Genomic DNA, 15,133 nt, shown 5'->3' with positions numbered 1-15,133 from the left:
TTAAATCGTTTTATTTTTAATATTTTCCTGTTGTGGTGTTACTTCAACAGGATTTTCTGTATTGTTATAGAAAAGCCATTCAATCGCTCTAGGAAATTCCTGTGACCAATAAAATTCGCTGTGTTCTCCGTCGGGATTGATATTGGTTTTAAATTCAAAATCAAAAAGATTTTTCTTTTCCCACCGTTTTAAATAATTTTCAAAAACCTGAATTCTTTTTACCATTTTAGCTCCTTCCTGTTCGCCTCCATAAAGATAGATTTTAGTCTTAAAAGGAACTCTGAAACTCATCATCGGAAAGTTATTATTAGGTTCTATCCAAAGCGAAGGTGAAAAAATAAGCAGTTTAGAATAAACTTCAGGATAAAGAAACCCACTGTACAAACTAATGAGCGCTCCTAAAGAACTTCCGCCGATCCCTGTGTTTTCGCGGTCTTTTTTTGTGCGATAATGTTCATCAATAAAAGGTTTTAAAGTGTCTGTAACGAATCTGATGTATTTTTTTCCTTCAGATCCGTTGGCAACGTTATCATTATCAAAAATATATTCTTTAATTCGGTCTTCGCTTCCGTGTTCTACTGCGATTACAATAACATCTCCACGACCGTATTCCGCAAGAATAGATAGCTTTTTGTCGATTTCCCAGTTTCCATATGCACTGCCTTCATTGAATAAATTTTGAGCATCCTGAAGATAAAGAACAGGATATTTTTTATCTGAAATATAATAATCGTAGGGGAGAAGCGCCCAAACTTTTCGGTAACGGTCAAGCTGCGGAATGTAAAATTCTTCAGAAATAACCTCAACAATAGGGAAGAACTCATCTTTAAATGGTCCCCAGTTGAATCTCCATTTTTCTACAAAATCATTGGTTGTTCCAGATTTTTTTTTGACTTTTCTGTTGGGCGTAATGTTTCCATATTGATCCAGTTCTACATTTTCCCACCCGCCTTTTGTGAATTTATATTCTATGTCATCACCGAGCAATTGGTCTTCAATGTCAATGCTGTAGGTGTTTTCATCCAAAATTGTAAGTTGAAAATTGTAATCTTTCGGATTCCATTTATTAAAATTTCCGGTGATGAAAATAGGTCTGTTGTCTTTTTCTGCCGTATTGAGCGTAAATTTCATTATGTGTTTTTAACGGTTTTAAAACTTTTAAATTTATAAAAAATATTTTTATGAATTCTTTTTAATATTGATTAAAAATAGCTTTTGCCAAGGGAAAATTTTATATATTTGGTAGTCATCGTAATTCTGTAAAAGATATATGTTTATGATGATGTAGACCAAAACCGATTATGATGAATTTTGTAAAAACCTACACCCTTTTTACGGATCATGATGTCTATCTTTTTAAAGAAGGTAAACATTACAGACTCTACGAAAAGTTTGGTGCTCATTCTGTTGAGAAAGACGGAATAAAAGGGGTTTATTTTTCGGTTTGGGCTCCGAATGCTAAAAAAGTTTCCGTTATCGGGAATTTTAATAACTGGAATCACCGCGAACACATCCTTTTTCCGAGATGGGATCAATCCGGGATTTGGGAAGGCTTTATTCCTGCACTTTCCTTGGGTACACTTTACAAGTATGCAATAGAAACTGTACAGGGGAAAATTTTAGAAAAAAGTGATCCATATGCTTTAAGTTGGGAACAAAATCTCCAGGCTGCATCAATGGTTTCTACCAATTGGTATGAATGGGGAGATCAGGAATGGCAAGAAAAACGCTGGCAAAAAAATAGTTTAGATGCTCCGATTTCCGTTTACGAATTACATTTAGGTTCGTGGCTACGAAACGAAAACAATCCTGAAAAATTTCTTAATTACAGAGATATCGCCTCGAAACTGGTTCCTTATATTAATGAAATGGGTTTCACTCATGTAGAGTTTATGCCTGTGATGGAATATCCTTATGATCCGAGTTGGGGGTATCAGATTACCGGTTTTTTTGCGGCAACGTCTCGTTTTGGTTCTCCGCAAGATTTAATGTTCTTAATTAATGAACTTCATAAAAATGATATTGGCGTTATTTTAGACTGGGTTCCTTCGCATTTTCCGGGTGATGCAAATGGATTGCATCGTTTTGACGGTTCTTATTTATATGAACATGAAGATCCCAGAAAGGGGTTTCATCCCGATTGGAAATCTTATATTTTTAATTACGGACGAAATGAAGTGAAATCTTTTTTAATTTCAAATGCTGTCTTCTGGCTCGATCGTTATCACGCAGACGGACTTCGGGTTGATGCAGTAACTTCGATGCTTCATTTGGATTATTCAAGAAATGAAGGTGAATGGGAACCGAATATTTATGGAGAAAATGTAAATCTTGAAGCAAAAGCTTTTCTTCAGGAATTTAATACAGCAGTTTATAAAGAATTTGGAAATAATATCATGACCATTGCCGAGGAAAGTTCAGACTTTCCAAAGCTGACAAAACCTGTCCACGAAGGCGGAGTAGGATTTGGTATGAAGTGGATGATGGGTTGGATGCATGATACTTTGTTTTATTTTAAAGAAGATCCAATCAATAGAAAACATCATCATAACAAACTGACTTTTTCTTCGATGTATATGTATAATGAAAATTATATGATTCCGCTTTCGCACGATGAAGTGGTACACGGAAAAGCCAGTCTGATCTATAAAATGAAAGGCGATGAATGGCAGAAATTTGCTAATCTCAGAGCTTTATACGTTTATATGTTTACGCATCCAGGAGCAAAATTATTGTTTATGGGAGATGAATTCGGGCAAACCAATGAATGGAATTTTAAACAGAGCTTAGATTGGCATTTATTGGAATATCCGGTTCATAAAGGCTTGCAGACTCTAGTGAAGGATCTGAATCATCTGTATAAGAACGAAACAGCACTTTTTGAAAATCAATTTGATCAAAATGGTTTTGAATGGGTTGAAGCTAATGATAAAGAAAATTCTGTATATATTTATTTAAGGAAAGGAAAAAGACGGGATGATGTTTTTATGGTCATTTTAAATCTTACCCCAAATGTTTTAGATTATAAAGTTGGCGTAAATTTAGGAACACACTGGGAAGTAGTTTTGAATTCTGATGATGAAAAATACAGTGGAAGCGGAGTTGAGGCGAATATTTTCAGAGAAGATCATGATGAATGGATGAATCGCCCAAGATCAATAAGCCTGAATCTTCCTGCGCTTTCCGGAATTGTTTTAAGACAGAGAAAAGATAAAAAGTATAAATTAAATAGGATTAAACAACACAAAAAATGACAATATTTCACCTCAGTACAGAATGTTATCCCGTAGCAAAAGTTGGCGGACTTGCAGATGTGGTCGGTGCTTTGCCAAAATATCAGAACAAAATAAAAGAGGTCAACGCAAAAGTAGTAATGCCTTGGTACAATAAACATTTTGTGTACGATTATGATTTTGAAGTGGTTTTTGATGGGTTTATTCATCAAGGTCCCAATATGCTTCAGGTTCAGGTAATGAAAGAAACTACAGATGTTTTGGGATTTGAATTGTTTATGGTGAAAATTCCCGGTTTGCTCGATCGTGAAAATCCATACGGCTATGAAGATGAAAGTTTTCAGTTTTTAGCTTTTCAGCAAGGAGTTTTACATTGGTTAACGGCGATGAAAATTCGTCCTGATGTGTTGCATTGTCATGATTACCACACCGGTTTGGTTCCTTTTATGATAGAAAATTGTGAAGAGTTTGAATTTTTAAAAGGTGTAAAAACCATAGGAACGATTCACAACGGAGAATATCAGGGAATGATGAGTTGGGATATGGTCAATTATATGCTTCCTTTTGATCATCACAAATGGGGACTTCTCGACTGGAATGGATTTATTAATCCTTTGGCGAGTATGATCAAGTGTTGTAGTGCTTTTACAACGGTTTCCGAAGGGTATCTTGAAGAACTGTTTGTAAGTTTCAGAGGCCTTGAAAGTTTGGTAAGAGAAGAATTTTCTAAAGCTTATGGAATTATCAACGGGATTGATACCGATGTTTGGAATCCACAAACCGATCCGATGATCGATTTTAATTTTAATAGTAAGAATGCGCTTAAAATAAAGAAGAAAAACAAGGCTAAGCTTTGTAAAGAATATGGTTTAAATCCTGAACTTCCTTTGTTTGCTTTTATCGGAAGATTTGCTACTGAAAAAGGTGCAGATTTGCTTCCTGATTTAATTTGGCGAAGCATTAAGCAGAGTTTTGGAGGTTTGAATATTATCGTTCTCGGTTCAGGAAATGCTTACATAGAACAACAGTTGAAAGAATTAGATTCAGTTTATTCAAATTTTGCGACAGATATTGGATATAAAGAGCATCTTTCTCATAAAATTTACGCTTCGGCAGATTTTTTGTTGATGCCTTCAAGAGTTGAACCTTGCGGCCTCAATCAGATGTATGCAATGCGTTATGGGACTGTTCCTGTCGTGAGTTATACAGGTGGATTGAGAGATACTGTAAAAGATATTACAACAGGAGGTTCCGGCTTGAATTTTACCTATCCCGGAGTTGACGATATTATTCACGCGATGAGTCGTGGTGTGAATATTTACAAAAACAAAGCACAAATGGATGAATTGGTTTTGTCTAATATGAAATTTGACTTTGCCTGGGAAAAATCAGCTGAAAAATATTTAACATTATATAAAAATTAAAAAAACGCAGATATTTATGAAACACAACGTTATTTCTATTGTGTTGGGAGGAGGTAGAGGAACAAGGCTTTTTCCATTGACTTATACAAGGTCTAAACCCGCTGTTCCGATTGCAGGAAAATACAGATTGGTAGATATTCCGATCTCGAATTGTTTGAATTCAGGATTAAATAAGATCCTAGTTTTGACTCAGTTTAATTCGGCTTCTCTTAACTCGCATATTAAAAATTCTTACCACTTTGATATTTTCAGTCAAGGTTTTGTAGATATTTTGGCTGCAGAGCAGAATGTTGACAGTGACAGCTGGTTTCAGGGAACTGCAGATGCGGTTCGCCAATCGATGAAACATCTTGAAAAATACGATTATGAGTATATTCTTATTCTTTCAGGAGATCAGTTGTATCAGATGGATTTTAATGAAATGCTCGATTTCCATATCGATAATGGAGGTGATGTTACGATTGCAACCATTCCTGTCAACGCAAAAGATGCAACAGGTTTTGGAATCTTAAAATCTGATGATGATGGAAACATTACTTCATTCGTAGAAAAGCCAGGATTTGATGAACTTGAAGGCTTACAGTCTGAAGTTTCAGACGAGAATAAAATGAAGGGAAAAGAGTTTTTAGCTTCAATGGGAATTTATATTTTCTCTAAAAGCATTCTTAAAAAAATGTTTGAAGATGGAGCGGGAGATGATTTCGGAAAAGATATTATCCCAAATTCTATAGGGAAATACACTACGTTAAGTTATCAATATGAAGGTTACTGGACGGATATTGGAACCATTGAATCTTTCTACGAAGCCAACTTAGATTTGTGTCACGATTTTCCACAGTTCAATCTTTTTTCATCAGCACCAATTTTTACGCGTGCAAGAATGCTTCCGCCATCAAAAGTGAACGGTTCGTATGTAAGCAAGGCTGTTTTCGGAGACGGATGTATTATTATGGCAGATAAAATTGAAAATTCTGTGATTGGAAACCGTACAAGAGTTGATAAAGGCAGTACGATTGTAAATTCTTATATTATGGGAGCTGATTTTTATCAAAATACTACAGAAATTGTAAATAATGACAGAAAAGGTTTACCTAATATGGGAATCGGGAAATACTGCTACATTGAAAAAGCAATTTTAGATAAAAACTGCTTCATCGGTGATAATGTAAGAATTATTGGCGGAAAACATCTTCAGGACGGTGATTACGGAACACATTCGGTACAGGATGGAATTGTTGTCGTGAAAAAAGGTGCGATACTTCCTCCTGGAACTCACATTGGATAAGAGAGGTTAGAAGTTTGATGCTGGAAGATGGATGTTTTGAGAGATTATAACTTTGAAGTTTGGTTGTTATTAATCAAAACTTAAATATTTGCATATTAACATCCGCCATCAAGCTTCCATCATCCATCAAAAATAAAAAACAAGAGTGATCAAGATATTGGTCACTTTTTTTATTTGTATTACTTTTGTACGATGCGTTTTTTCAAAATCATAGCGGTTATTATAGTTTTGTTAGTGGGAGCTTATGCGGCTTCCATGTATTATTTTGTAGATGAAAGTAAAGAATTTACGATAGAGAAGGAAGTAGATTATCCTTTAGAAAAGGTCTTCAATCAGTTTAATAATTTACAGAATTTCACCCGTTGGAATAATTTTTTCTCCAGCTCAAAAACCATTACGATTGATTATTACACACCTTACGAAGGAAAAGGAAGTGCAATCAGCTATAATGATCCTAAAAGCGACGATGGTGGCGAAATGTTTATCCGTTACGAAAACCCAAACAAAACGTTGAGGTATCAGCTTTTCGAAGATGAAGATGAAAATCCTACTTTAATTGATGTGAAATTTACCGCAGTTTCTGCTGAAAAAACAAAGATCACTTGGTATGTTCATACTCCGAAGTTATCAGTTTTATCAAGAGCTCAGAATTTTTGGACGGAAGATAAATTTGCTGATAACATCGAGAAAAGCATGCTTAATCTTAAAAATGTTTTAGGAAATAAAGTAGAAAAAGATAACCAGCTGGCTGCCATAAAATATGACAGTCTTATGGTGGAAAAGGAAGAGGAGAAAATGATTTTGGGAGTAAATGTAAGTACTTCTAATAAAAAAGATGCTTTGTACAGAAATATTGTCATGAATTATAACAAAATAAATAATTTCGTGACGATGGATCTAGGTAAAAAAAGTGATGAAGTGGGGTATCCCGTTCTTATTACCGATGCCGATAATTTTAAAGACAATGAGGTATCTTATTTTTTCGGAATTCCATTATCAAAAAAAATTGGAATTTCAGATAATAATTTCAGTTTCAGATCTGTGAGCCCAACAGAAAATTATGTAATGTATTTCAAAGGATCTTATCCGGCAAGAATAAAAGCAATTCAGCAACTTATACAAAAAGCAAAGAAAGATGAAATGCGCTATGGTGATGTTTATCAGACTTTTATAGAACCGCCTGTGGAAGGTCAGGATGTTAATATGAAACTTTCTCTCTCTGTTTACAGATGATTTTTTCCCAATTCTCTTTTTTATATTTTTTTTAAGGTTTTGAGGTTATCCCAACTCGGTTTTTTTTATTAAATTTGAAGATTAATACGTTAAACAAAATTTAATAATAGATAAACTGTAATAATGGACAGATTTTCATTCCTAAACGCAGCTCATTCTCAGTTAATTGAGGATTTATACCAACAATACTTAAAATTTCCTGACTCTTTAGAACCATCATGGAAAGCCTTTTTTCAAGGCTTTGATTTTGCCATTGAGAACTACAGTGATGACGAAAGCATCCAGTACGTGCAAAATTCGGTGAAATCTTCACCTGCAGTGCAGCAGATTTCTCAGGCGGCTTCAAACGGTGAAGTTCCGGAGCACATCAAGAAGGAATTTAAGGTGGTAAACCTTATTGAAGCTTACAGAACGAGAGGTCACTTGTTTACAAAAACCAATCCGGTGCGTGAAAGAAGGCATTATACGCCAACTTTGGATATTGAAAATTTTGGACTTGACAAGTCTGATTTAAATACAAAATTCAACTGCGCTGTTGAAACAGGTATGAAAGGTCCTGCAACTTTACAGGATTTGATTACACACTTGCAAAGCATCTACTGCGATTCTATTGGTGTGGAATACATGCACATCAACAACGTTCAGGAGAAAGACTTTATCAAGCAGTGGCTTCAGGTAAACGAAAACCACCCAATTCTTTCGGCGAACGAAAAAACTGAAATTTTATTAAAATTAAATCAGGCGGTTGCGTTTGAAAATTATCTTCATACAAAATTTGTTGGGCAAAAAAGATTCTCACTGGAAGGTGGCGAAACTTTAATTCCTGCTTTGGATCAGTTGATCTCAAGATCTTCTCAGTTAGGAGTTGATGAGGTTGTTCTGGGGATGGCTCACAGAGGAAGATTAAATGTTTTAACCAATATTTTCGGGAAATCTTACAAGCAGATTTTCTCAGAATTTGAAGGAAAAGAATTTGAAGAAGATGTATTCTCTGGTGACGTAAAATATCACTTAGGTTCATCTAAAAAAATAAAAACAGCTTCAGGAGAAGAGGTTGCAATTAATTTGACACCAAACCCGTCTCACTTAGAGACTGTTGCTGCTTTGGTAGAAGGTATTTGTCGTGCAAAAGTAGACGATAAGTATAAAGATTACTCTAAAGTTTTACCAATCATCATTCATGGTGATGGTGCATTGGCAGGTCAGGGTATTGCTTACGAAGTTGCTCAGATGATGACTTTGGACGGGTACAAAACGGGAGGTACAGTTCATATTGTTGTAAATAACCAGGTTTCATTTACAACCAATTATATGGATGCAAGATCTTCTACGTATTGTACAGATGTTGCGAAAGTAACAGAATCTCCTGTAATGCACGTAAATGCAGATGATGCAGAAGCGGTAGTTCATGCGATGCATTTTGCTGCTGATTTCAGAGCTAAATTTGGTAAAGATGTTTATATCGATTTATTAGGATACAGAAAATATGGTCATAACGAAGGGGATGAGCCAAGATTTACACAGCCTAATTTGTATAAATTAATCTCAAAACATCAGAACCCAAGAGAGATCTATAAAGATAAACTGTTGAAAGACAACGTTACGTCAAATGATGTAATTGCAAAAATGGAAACAGAATTCAAAGCGCTTTTAGATAAAGACTTTGATGCTTCTAAGGAAATCGAAAAGAATGTGATGGATATTTTCATGGCAGATGACTGGACGAATTTCCCGATTGCAAAAAGAGGAGCTGTACAAGATGCTGTTGACACAAAATATGACTTAGCTAAGCTGAAAGAATTGGCAATTAAAATGTCAACACTTCCTGCTGATAAAAAATTCATCAATAAGATTACAAGACTTTTCGATAACAGAATCAAAGCTATTGAGGCAAACTCTTTAGATTGGGCTCTTGGAGAGTGGTTGGCTTATGCTACACTTCTTGTGGAAGGTCACAACGTAAGAATTTCTGGTGAAGATGTAGAAAGAGGTACTTTCTCTCACAGACACGCTGTTGTAAAAACTGAGGATACAGAAGAAGAATATGTTCCTTTAAAAGAAGTTTCAGAAAGCAGATTTGATGTTTTCAACTCTCACCTTTCAGAATACGGAGTTTTAGGATTTGATTACGGGTATGCAATGGCATCTCCGAATACTTTAACGATTTGGGAAGCTCAGTTCGGAGATTTCGTCAACGGAGCTCAGATTATTGTTGACCAGTATTTGGCTGCAGCAGAAGAAAAATGGAAGATTCAGGACGGTTTGGTAATGTTGTTACCTCACGGTTCAGAAGGACAGGGTGCAGAACACTCTTCAGCAAGATTGGAGAGATTCCTTACGCTTTGTGCTAATGAGAATATGGTTGTTGCGAATATTACTTCTCCGGCAAACTATTTCCACTTATTGAGAAGACAGTTGAAATGGGCATTCAGAAAGCCATTGATCGTGATGAGTCCAAAATCTTTATTAAGACATCCGAAAGTGGTTTCGCCGCTTGAAGATTTCTCAAACAAAGGATTCCAGCCGATTTTAGATGATCCTACTGCAGATCCTGCAAAAGTTGAAAAATTAGTTCTTTGTTCAGGTAAATTATACTTCGAATTATTAGCTAAAAAAGAAGAATTAAATTGTGAAAATGTTGCATTGGTAAGATTCGAGCAGTTATATCCGCTTCAAACTGATGCTATCGAAGCTATTTTTGCTAAATATGATAACAGAAAATCAATCATTTGGGCTCAGGAAGAACCAGAAAACATGGGAGCTTGGTCTTATATCTTAAGAAATTTCAGAGATACAGGAATTCAGGTTGTTTCTCCGGTACCAAGTGGTGCACCGGCTCCGGGAAGTCACAAAATGTTTGAAAAAAATCAAAATGCTGTAATCAACAGAGTATTCGACAGAGACGATGCTCCGGCTAAAAGACCAGTAACAGCTTAATAAAAAATAGAAACTAGAAATTAGAGGTTAGAAATTAGTCTTTCATCTTTTATCTATTTTCTCAAAGTCTTAATAAATATCAATTAAAAAAATAAAAAATACGATATGTCAATTTTAGAAATGAAAGTTCCTTCACCGGGAGAATCAATTACAGAAGTTGAAATTGCAACTTGGCTTGTAAAAGATGGTGATTATGTACAAAAAGATCAACCAATCGCTGAAGTAGATTCAGACAAGGCAACTTTAGAATTACCTGCAGAAGAAAGTGGTATTATCACTTTAAAAGCTGAAGAAGGTGATGTGGTACAAGTAGGTCAGGTTGTTTGTTTAATTGATATGGCTGCAGCTAAACCGGAAGGTGCTGCTCCTGCTGCTGAAGCTCCAAAACAGGAAGAAGCTAAAGCTGCTGAACCTGCAAAAGTAGAAGCTCCAAAACCAGCTCCGGCTGCTCCTCAGTCTTACGCTACAGGAACTCCTTCTCCGGCTGCCAAGAAAATTCTTGACGAAAAAGGAATTGATGCTGCTCAGGTTTCAGGTTCTGGAAGAGACGGAAGAATCTCTAAATCTGATGCTGAATTAGCTGCTGTTCCTGCAATGGGAGGAAGCTCTTTAACAGCTACAGGTGCAAGATCTACTACAACAACTAAACTTTCAGTTCTTAGAAGAAAAATCGCTCAGAGATTAGTTTCTGTAAAGAACGAAACTGCAATGTTGACAACTTTCAACGAAGTTGATATGTCTGAGATTTTCAGATTAAGAAAGCAATATAAAGAAGAATTTGCTCAAAAACACGGAGTAGGACTTGGTTTCATGTCTTTCTTTACAAAAGCGGTTACAAGAGCATTACAAATGTATCCTGATGTAAATGCATCTATCGACGGAGATTTCAAAATTAATTATGATTTCTGCGATATTTCAATTGCAGTTTCAGGTCCTAAAGGATTGATGGTTCCTGTATTGAGAAATGCTGAAAACATGTCTTTCGCAAACGTTGAAGGAAACATCAAAGATTTGGCTATCAAAGTAAGAGACGGTAAAATTACGGTTGACGAAATGACTGGTGGTACTTTCACTATTACAAATGGTGGTACTTTCGGATCCATGTTGTCTACGCCAATTATTAACCCGCCACAATCTGCAATTTTAGGAATGCACAACATCATCCAAAGACCGGTTGCGGTTGACGGACAGGTTGTAATCAGACCAATGATGTATGTTGCAATGTCTTACGATCACAGAATTATCGACGGTAAAGAATCTGTAGGATTCCTTGTTGCGGTAAAAGAAGGGATCGATAATCCGGTAGAAATTCTATTGGGTGGAGACGAAAGAAAAGGCTTAGGATTATAATATTTTTTTAAATAGATATATATCTACAATCTCGCCTTGAAAAAGGCGAGATTTTTGTATTTAATGTTTTAAATTGAATGAAATGTTTTCTAAAATTACTTCTAATATCAAAGTTTCGGTAGACCCTGAATATGATAGTATGAACTCTTATCCTTCAGAAAACCGTTACGTTTTTAAGTATAACATTGTGATTGAAAACGATGGTGATTTCCCGATTAAAGTCCTTAAAAGAAAATGGCTTATTTTCGATGTAGGGTTTGGGTTTACAGAAGTTGTAGGTGATGGTGTGATTGGACTGACTCCCGATGTAGAAATCGGAAATAACTTTGCTTATTTTTCGAATGTGATGCTGCGTTCAGGCGTAGGAAATATGAGCGGAAAATATTTGGTTGAAAACTTATATACCAAAGAGCAGTTTGAAATAGATATTCCTAAATTTAATTTGGTGTCTGAGGTTTTAAGCAATTAAATTAAACCTAAATTATTTTAAAATATCTAAATAAGAGAATTTTTTGAGTGGAAATTCAAAGATTAAAGCATTTTAATTTTCTGCTTCATGAACTCTGAAACCTCATCATTGCTGGTAAGAAACAGTTTTTCAAAAGCTAAAAGCGAAATTCTTGCGCAAGCTTCTGCATCATCTCCGGCTCTGTGATGTTTAAACTGAATATCGTGATACTCCGCAAGATGTTTTAAGCCATATTTCGGAAGATAATTCCAAGATTTTTTGGCTAACTGAATACTGCAGAGATAATTCAATTTTGGGGTAAACATTCCGTAATAATCAAGACATCCCTTTAAAACTCCTGCATCGAAACTTGCATTGTGAGCAATCATCAAAGTTCCGTACATCATATCCTGTACTTCATACCAGATTTCATCAAACCTTGGTGCGTCTTTTACATCACTCGGTAAAATGCCGTGTACATCAATGTTTCTCTGATGAAAATAAGGGTAACTTGGCGGTTTTATCAGCCATGTTTTGGTCTCCACGATTTTAGAATCCTGAACAATACAGATTCCCAATTCACAGGCAGAATGCTTCTCGTGAGTGGCGGTTTCAAAATCTAATGCGCAGAAGTCCATAAATTATTAATAATAAGTGATGATTGATATTATTTTTTACCTCCTAAAAAGTGCTTAAAAATAAGCCACTTTGTTTGGTAATATTCTGATTTTTGATGCTTTTGACGGCGCTTAATTGTTTCAGGAAGTTGAGCATAAAAGCCAAAATGTCCTCTTGCAACTGCCCAAAGATGTGAAAATCCGTTTTTGTAAGCAAAGTATAAAGATGCAATTCCGTCTAAACACAACCTGAAAAAAATCAACCCAATCAATTTTGGAAAAGGCAAATTTTTAAGCATCATTGAAAGATTATTTCTGATGTTTAAATATGTTTTTTGTGCGCTTTGCTTATTTAAAGTTCCGCCACCAACATGATAAACTTCAGATTTTCCGGTATAAAATATCTTCTTCCCGGAATTGATTAACCTCCAGCAAAGATCAATTTCTTCCTGATGCGCAAAGAATCTTTGATCAAAACCATTCTGTTCCCAAAAATCTTTTGATCTGATAAAAAAACAACATCCTGAAGCCCAGAAAATTTCAGTTTCGTCATCGTATTGCCCTTTATCTTCTTCCACATCGTCAAAAACTCTTCCTCTGCAGTAAGGATAACCTAAATTATCGATCAAACCACCTGCAGCTCCGGCAAATTCAAAATAATTTTTATTATTAAAAGATAAAATTTTAGGCTGAATCGCAGCAATTGAAGGATCTTTTTCAAATAAATTTAAAACAGGGTTAATCCAGTTTTCTGTCACTTCTACATCAGAATTCAGAAGACAGTAATATTCCGCATTTATTTTTTTTAAACCTTCATTATAACCGCCTGCAAAACCATAATTTTTATCATTAATTACAATTTTTACAGTAGGAAAGTTTTGTTTTAAAAAATCAACAGAATCATCTGTCGAATGATTATCGATAACGTATATTTCAGCTTCTTCAGAAAAACGAATAACGCTCGGAAGAAATTTTTGTAACCAGTTTTTACCGTTCCAGTTTAAGATTGCTACGGCAATATTTTTAGAATTTTCTATCATTTATTCGCCGTCATAAGTTTTTATAGAATCCTGATATTTCCATTTTCTGTGTGACCAAAGATAGTTGTCCGGGTTTTTTCTGATGGTATTTTCAAGCAGCTGATGAAATTTTCTTACCACTTCATTCTTTACAAACTTTTCTCCATCTGGATAAATTCTGTGATAATTAACCTGATAAAAACCTCTTTTTACCTTCTTCATTTCACAGTAAATAAAAATCAGCTCCATTCTTGTTGCCAGTTTATCATAACCGATAAAAGCAGGAGTTCGCTGATTTAAAAATTTTAAACCATAATTGACGTGAGCAACATGCGGAGTTTGATCTGCCACAAACATATAAATAGATTCCCCGTCGTTTTGGTTCCTGAAAATATTTAAAATCACTTCATTGGCTTCAAGAGCTTCATTTCCGAATTTATTACGGACTTTCTTCATCTGATCTTCCCAAAAGCTGCTGTTTACTTTTCTGTAAACCGGATGTGAATTTTTTTGCGGAGTTAATGTTGCCAAAGCATTCATCCATTCCCAATTGAAAACATGTCCCGCCATCAGAATGATATTTTTACCTTCAGCTTTAGCCTCGTGAAATAAATGCTGATTAATATGCTGCATTCTTACACGCGTTTCGGTCTCAGAAATACTAAATGATTTTACTGTTTCTGCTAAATAATCTGAGAAATTTAAATAGAATTTCTTCCTTATTTCTTTAATTTCCTGATCTGTTTTTTCAGGGAAAGAATTTTTTAGATTTTGGGTAATAATTTTCTTTCTGTAGCCTACAAAATAGAAATTTAAAAAGAAGATAATATCCGAAAAAATATATAATATTTTTAGCGGCATCTTAGAAATCAGGAAAAGTATTTTTATCAGAAGATTCATAAAGTATGCAAATTTAGTGATAAAAAAAATATGGTTTCATTTTTGCTGGTAATAACTATTATTTTTATTTTTAAAGTATGAAAAAAATGTCGTTAGTAGCTCTTCTTGCCTTAAGCACATTAGCTTTTGCACAGAAGATACATCAACCAACAAAAGTTAAAAATTCAAACGATAAAGCTTTGTTGGTGAAAAGTGATGCAGCAGAACTGGAAGCGAAGAAAAAAGCTGCGGCAGAAGAAAAAGCAAAGCTGCCCAAGCCTTATGATTCTAAAGCAGATGCGCAGGCTGATATCAATAAACTTGTAGCTCAGGCTAAGAAAGAAGGAAAAAATATTATGATTCAGGCGGGAGGAAACTGGTGTATCTGGTGTTTGAGATTCAACCAATATGTACAGACAACTCCGGAATTGAAGAAAATTGTAGATAAAAATTATCTTTATTATCATTTAAATTATTCTCCGGATAATAAAAATGAAAAAGTTTTTAGTCAATACGGAAATCCTGGAGAGAAATTCGGGTATCCTGTTTTTATTGTTTTAGATAAAACGGGCAAAATGATTCATGTACAACAAAGTGACGTTCTGGAAGAAGGAAAAGGCTACAGTTTGGAAAAAACGAAAGCATTTTTCAACCAATGGGCTCCGAAATCATAAAAAAGTAAAACCGAGAAATTTTCTCGGTTTTTTT

The 15,133-nt window shown here is 35.0% G+C and carries 12 protein-coding genes; 8 read left to right on the top strand and 4 right to left on the bottom strand.

Going from position 1 to position 15,133, the window contains the following annotated elements; genetic code table 11:
* Positions 1-1,131 carry an alpha/beta hydrolase gene (locus BUR17_RS04565; protein WP_074229161.1) on the bottom strand — a complete coding sequence of 377 codons (1,131 nt, stop codon included), beginning with the start codon at positions 1,129-1,131 and terminating at the stop codon, positions 1-3.
* 173 nt (positions 1,132-1,304) lie between these two features.
* On the opposite strand from BUR17_RS04565, the gene glgB reads away from it, so the two are divergent.
* The 7 genes from glgB (at position 1,305) to apaG (ending at position 11,931) form a co-directional block, all read left to right on the top strand.
* A complete protein-coding gene (gene glgB, locus BUR17_RS04560; RefSeq protein WP_185116682.1) occupies positions 1,305-3,254 on the top strand; it encodes a 1,4-alpha-glucan branching protein GlgB in 1,950 nt (649 codons plus the stop codon).
* Positions 3,251-4,657: a glycogen synthase gene (locus tag BUR17_RS04555; protein WP_074229159.1), complete on the top strand. Its 1,407-nt coding sequence runs from the start codon at positions 3,251-3,253 to the stop codon at positions 4,655-4,657. The genes glgB and BUR17_RS04555 overlap by 4 nt, the downstream gene beginning before the upstream one ends.
* Before the next feature lie 16 nt (positions 4,658-4,673).
* Positions 4,674-5,942: a glucose-1-phosphate adenylyltransferase gene (locus tag BUR17_RS04550; RefSeq protein ID WP_074229158.1), complete on the top strand. Its 1,269-nt coding sequence runs from the start codon at positions 4,674-4,676 to the stop codon at positions 5,940-5,942.
* Positions 5,943-6,134: 192 nt separating this feature from the next.
* Positions 6,135-7,175: an SRPBCC domain-containing protein gene (locus tag BUR17_RS04545; RefSeq protein ID WP_074229157.1), complete on the top strand. Its 1,041-nt coding sequence runs from the start codon at positions 6,135-6,137 to the stop codon at positions 7,173-7,175.
* A 123-nt stretch (positions 7,176-7,298) separates the two neighbouring features.
* Positions 7,299-10,112 (top strand): 2-oxoglutarate dehydrogenase E1 component, encoded by a 2,814-nt coding sequence (locus BUR17_RS04540; protein ID WP_074229156.1) that lies wholly within the window; start codon positions 7,299-7,301, stop codon positions 10,110-10,112.
* Between the two features lie 105 nt (positions 10,113-10,217).
* The gene (gene odhB, locus BUR17_RS04535; RefSeq protein WP_074229155.1) at positions 10,218-11,462 is read left to right on the top strand and encodes a 2-oxoglutarate dehydrogenase complex dihydrolipoyllysine-residue succinyltransferase; all 1,245 of its coding nucleotides are present in this window, start codon (positions 10,218-10,220) and stop codon (positions 11,460-11,462) included.
* An 82-nt stretch (positions 11,463-11,544) separates the two neighbouring features.
* Entirely contained in the window at positions 11,545-11,931 is a 387-nt protein-coding gene (apaG, locus tag BUR17_RS04530; RefSeq protein ID WP_074229154.1) for a Co2+/Mg2+ efflux protein ApaG, read from the top strand.
* Between the two features lie 62 nt (positions 11,932-11,993).
* Here apaG and BUR17_RS04525 read toward each other — a convergent pair whose 3' ends face one another.
* The 3 genes from BUR17_RS04525 to BUR17_RS04515 are packed head-to-tail and all read right to left on the bottom strand — an operon-like array spanning position 11,994 to position 14,446.
* A complete protein-coding gene (locus tag BUR17_RS04525) occupies positions 11,994-12,548 on the bottom strand; it encodes a 3'-5' exonuclease (protein ID WP_074229153.1) in 555 nt (184 codons plus the stop codon).
* Positions 12,549-12,577: 29 nt separating this feature from the next.
* Positions 12,578-13,567 carry a glycosyltransferase family 2 protein gene (locus BUR17_RS04520; protein WP_074229152.1) on the bottom strand — a complete coding sequence of 330 codons (990 nt, stop codon included), beginning with the start codon at positions 13,565-13,567 and terminating at the stop codon, positions 12,578-12,580.
* Positions 13,568-14,446: a lysophospholipid acyltransferase family protein gene (locus tag BUR17_RS04515; RefSeq protein WP_074229151.1), complete on the bottom strand. Its 879-nt coding sequence runs from the start codon at positions 14,444-14,446 to the stop codon at positions 13,568-13,570.
* Positions 14,447-14,523: 77 nt separating this feature from the next.
* Between BUR17_RS04515 and BUR17_RS04510 the strand changes: the two genes are divergently transcribed.
* The gene (locus BUR17_RS04510; RefSeq protein WP_074229150.1) at positions 14,524-15,099 is read left to right on the top strand and encodes a thioredoxin family protein; all 576 of its coding nucleotides are present in this window, start codon (positions 14,524-14,526) and stop codon (positions 15,097-15,099) included.
* Positions 15,100-15,133: the final 34 nt, after the last annotated feature.

Origin of the sequence: Chryseobacterium scophthalmum, from assembly GCF_900143185.1 — a bacterium.
Lineage (GTDB): Bacteria > Bacteroidota > Bacteroidia > Flavobacteriales > Weeksellaceae > Chryseobacterium > Chryseobacterium scophthalmum.
The sequence above is the reverse complement of the archived record's forward strand: the minus strand, read 5'-3'. Positions and strand labels throughout refer to the sequence as shown.

Excerpts from the sequence above, each read along its gene's own strand:
- BUR17_RS04565 (WP_074229161.1), bottom strand. The coding sequence starts at position 1,131 with ATGAAATTTACGCTCAATACGGCAGAAAAAGACAACAGACCTATTTTC.
- glgB (WP_185116682.1), top strand. The coding sequence starts at position 1,305 with ATGAATTTTGTAAAAACCTACACCCTTTTTACGGATCATGATGTCTAT.
- BUR17_RS04555 (WP_074229159.1), top strand. The coding sequence starts at position 3,251 with ATGACAATATTTCACCTCAGTACAGAATGTTATCCCGTAGCAAAAGTT.
- BUR17_RS04550 (WP_074229158.1), top strand. The coding sequence starts at position 4,674 with ATGAAACACAACGTTATTTCTATTGTGTTGGGAGGAGGTAGAGGAACA.
- BUR17_RS04545 (WP_074229157.1), top strand. The coding sequence starts at position 6,135 with ATGCGTTTTTTCAAAATCATAGCGGTTATTATAGTTTTGTTAGTGGGA.
- BUR17_RS04540 (WP_074229156.1), top strand. The coding sequence starts at position 7,299 with ATGGACAGATTTTCATTCCTAAACGCAGCTCATTCTCAGTTAATTGAG.
- odhB (WP_074229155.1), top strand. The coding sequence starts at position 10,218 with ATGTCAATTTTAGAAATGAAAGTTCCTTCACCGGGAGAATCAATTACA.
- apaG (WP_074229154.1), top strand. The coding sequence starts at position 11,545 with ATGTTTTCTAAAATTACTTCTAATATCAAAGTTTCGGTAGACCCTGAA.
- BUR17_RS04525 (WP_074229153.1), bottom strand. The coding sequence starts at position 12,548 with ATGGACTTCTGCGCATTAGATTTTGAAACCGCCACTCACGAGAAGCAT.
- BUR17_RS04520 (WP_074229152.1), bottom strand. The coding sequence starts at position 13,567 with ATGATAGAAAATTCTAAAAATATTGCCGTAGCAATCTTAAACTGGAAC.
- BUR17_RS04515 (WP_074229151.1), bottom strand. The coding sequence starts at position 14,446 with ATGAATCTTCTGATAAAAATACTTTTCCTGATTTCTAAGATGCCGCTA.
- BUR17_RS04510 (WP_074229150.1), top strand. The coding sequence starts at position 14,524 with ATGAAAAAAATGTCGTTAGTAGCTCTTCTTGCCTTAAGCACATTAGCT.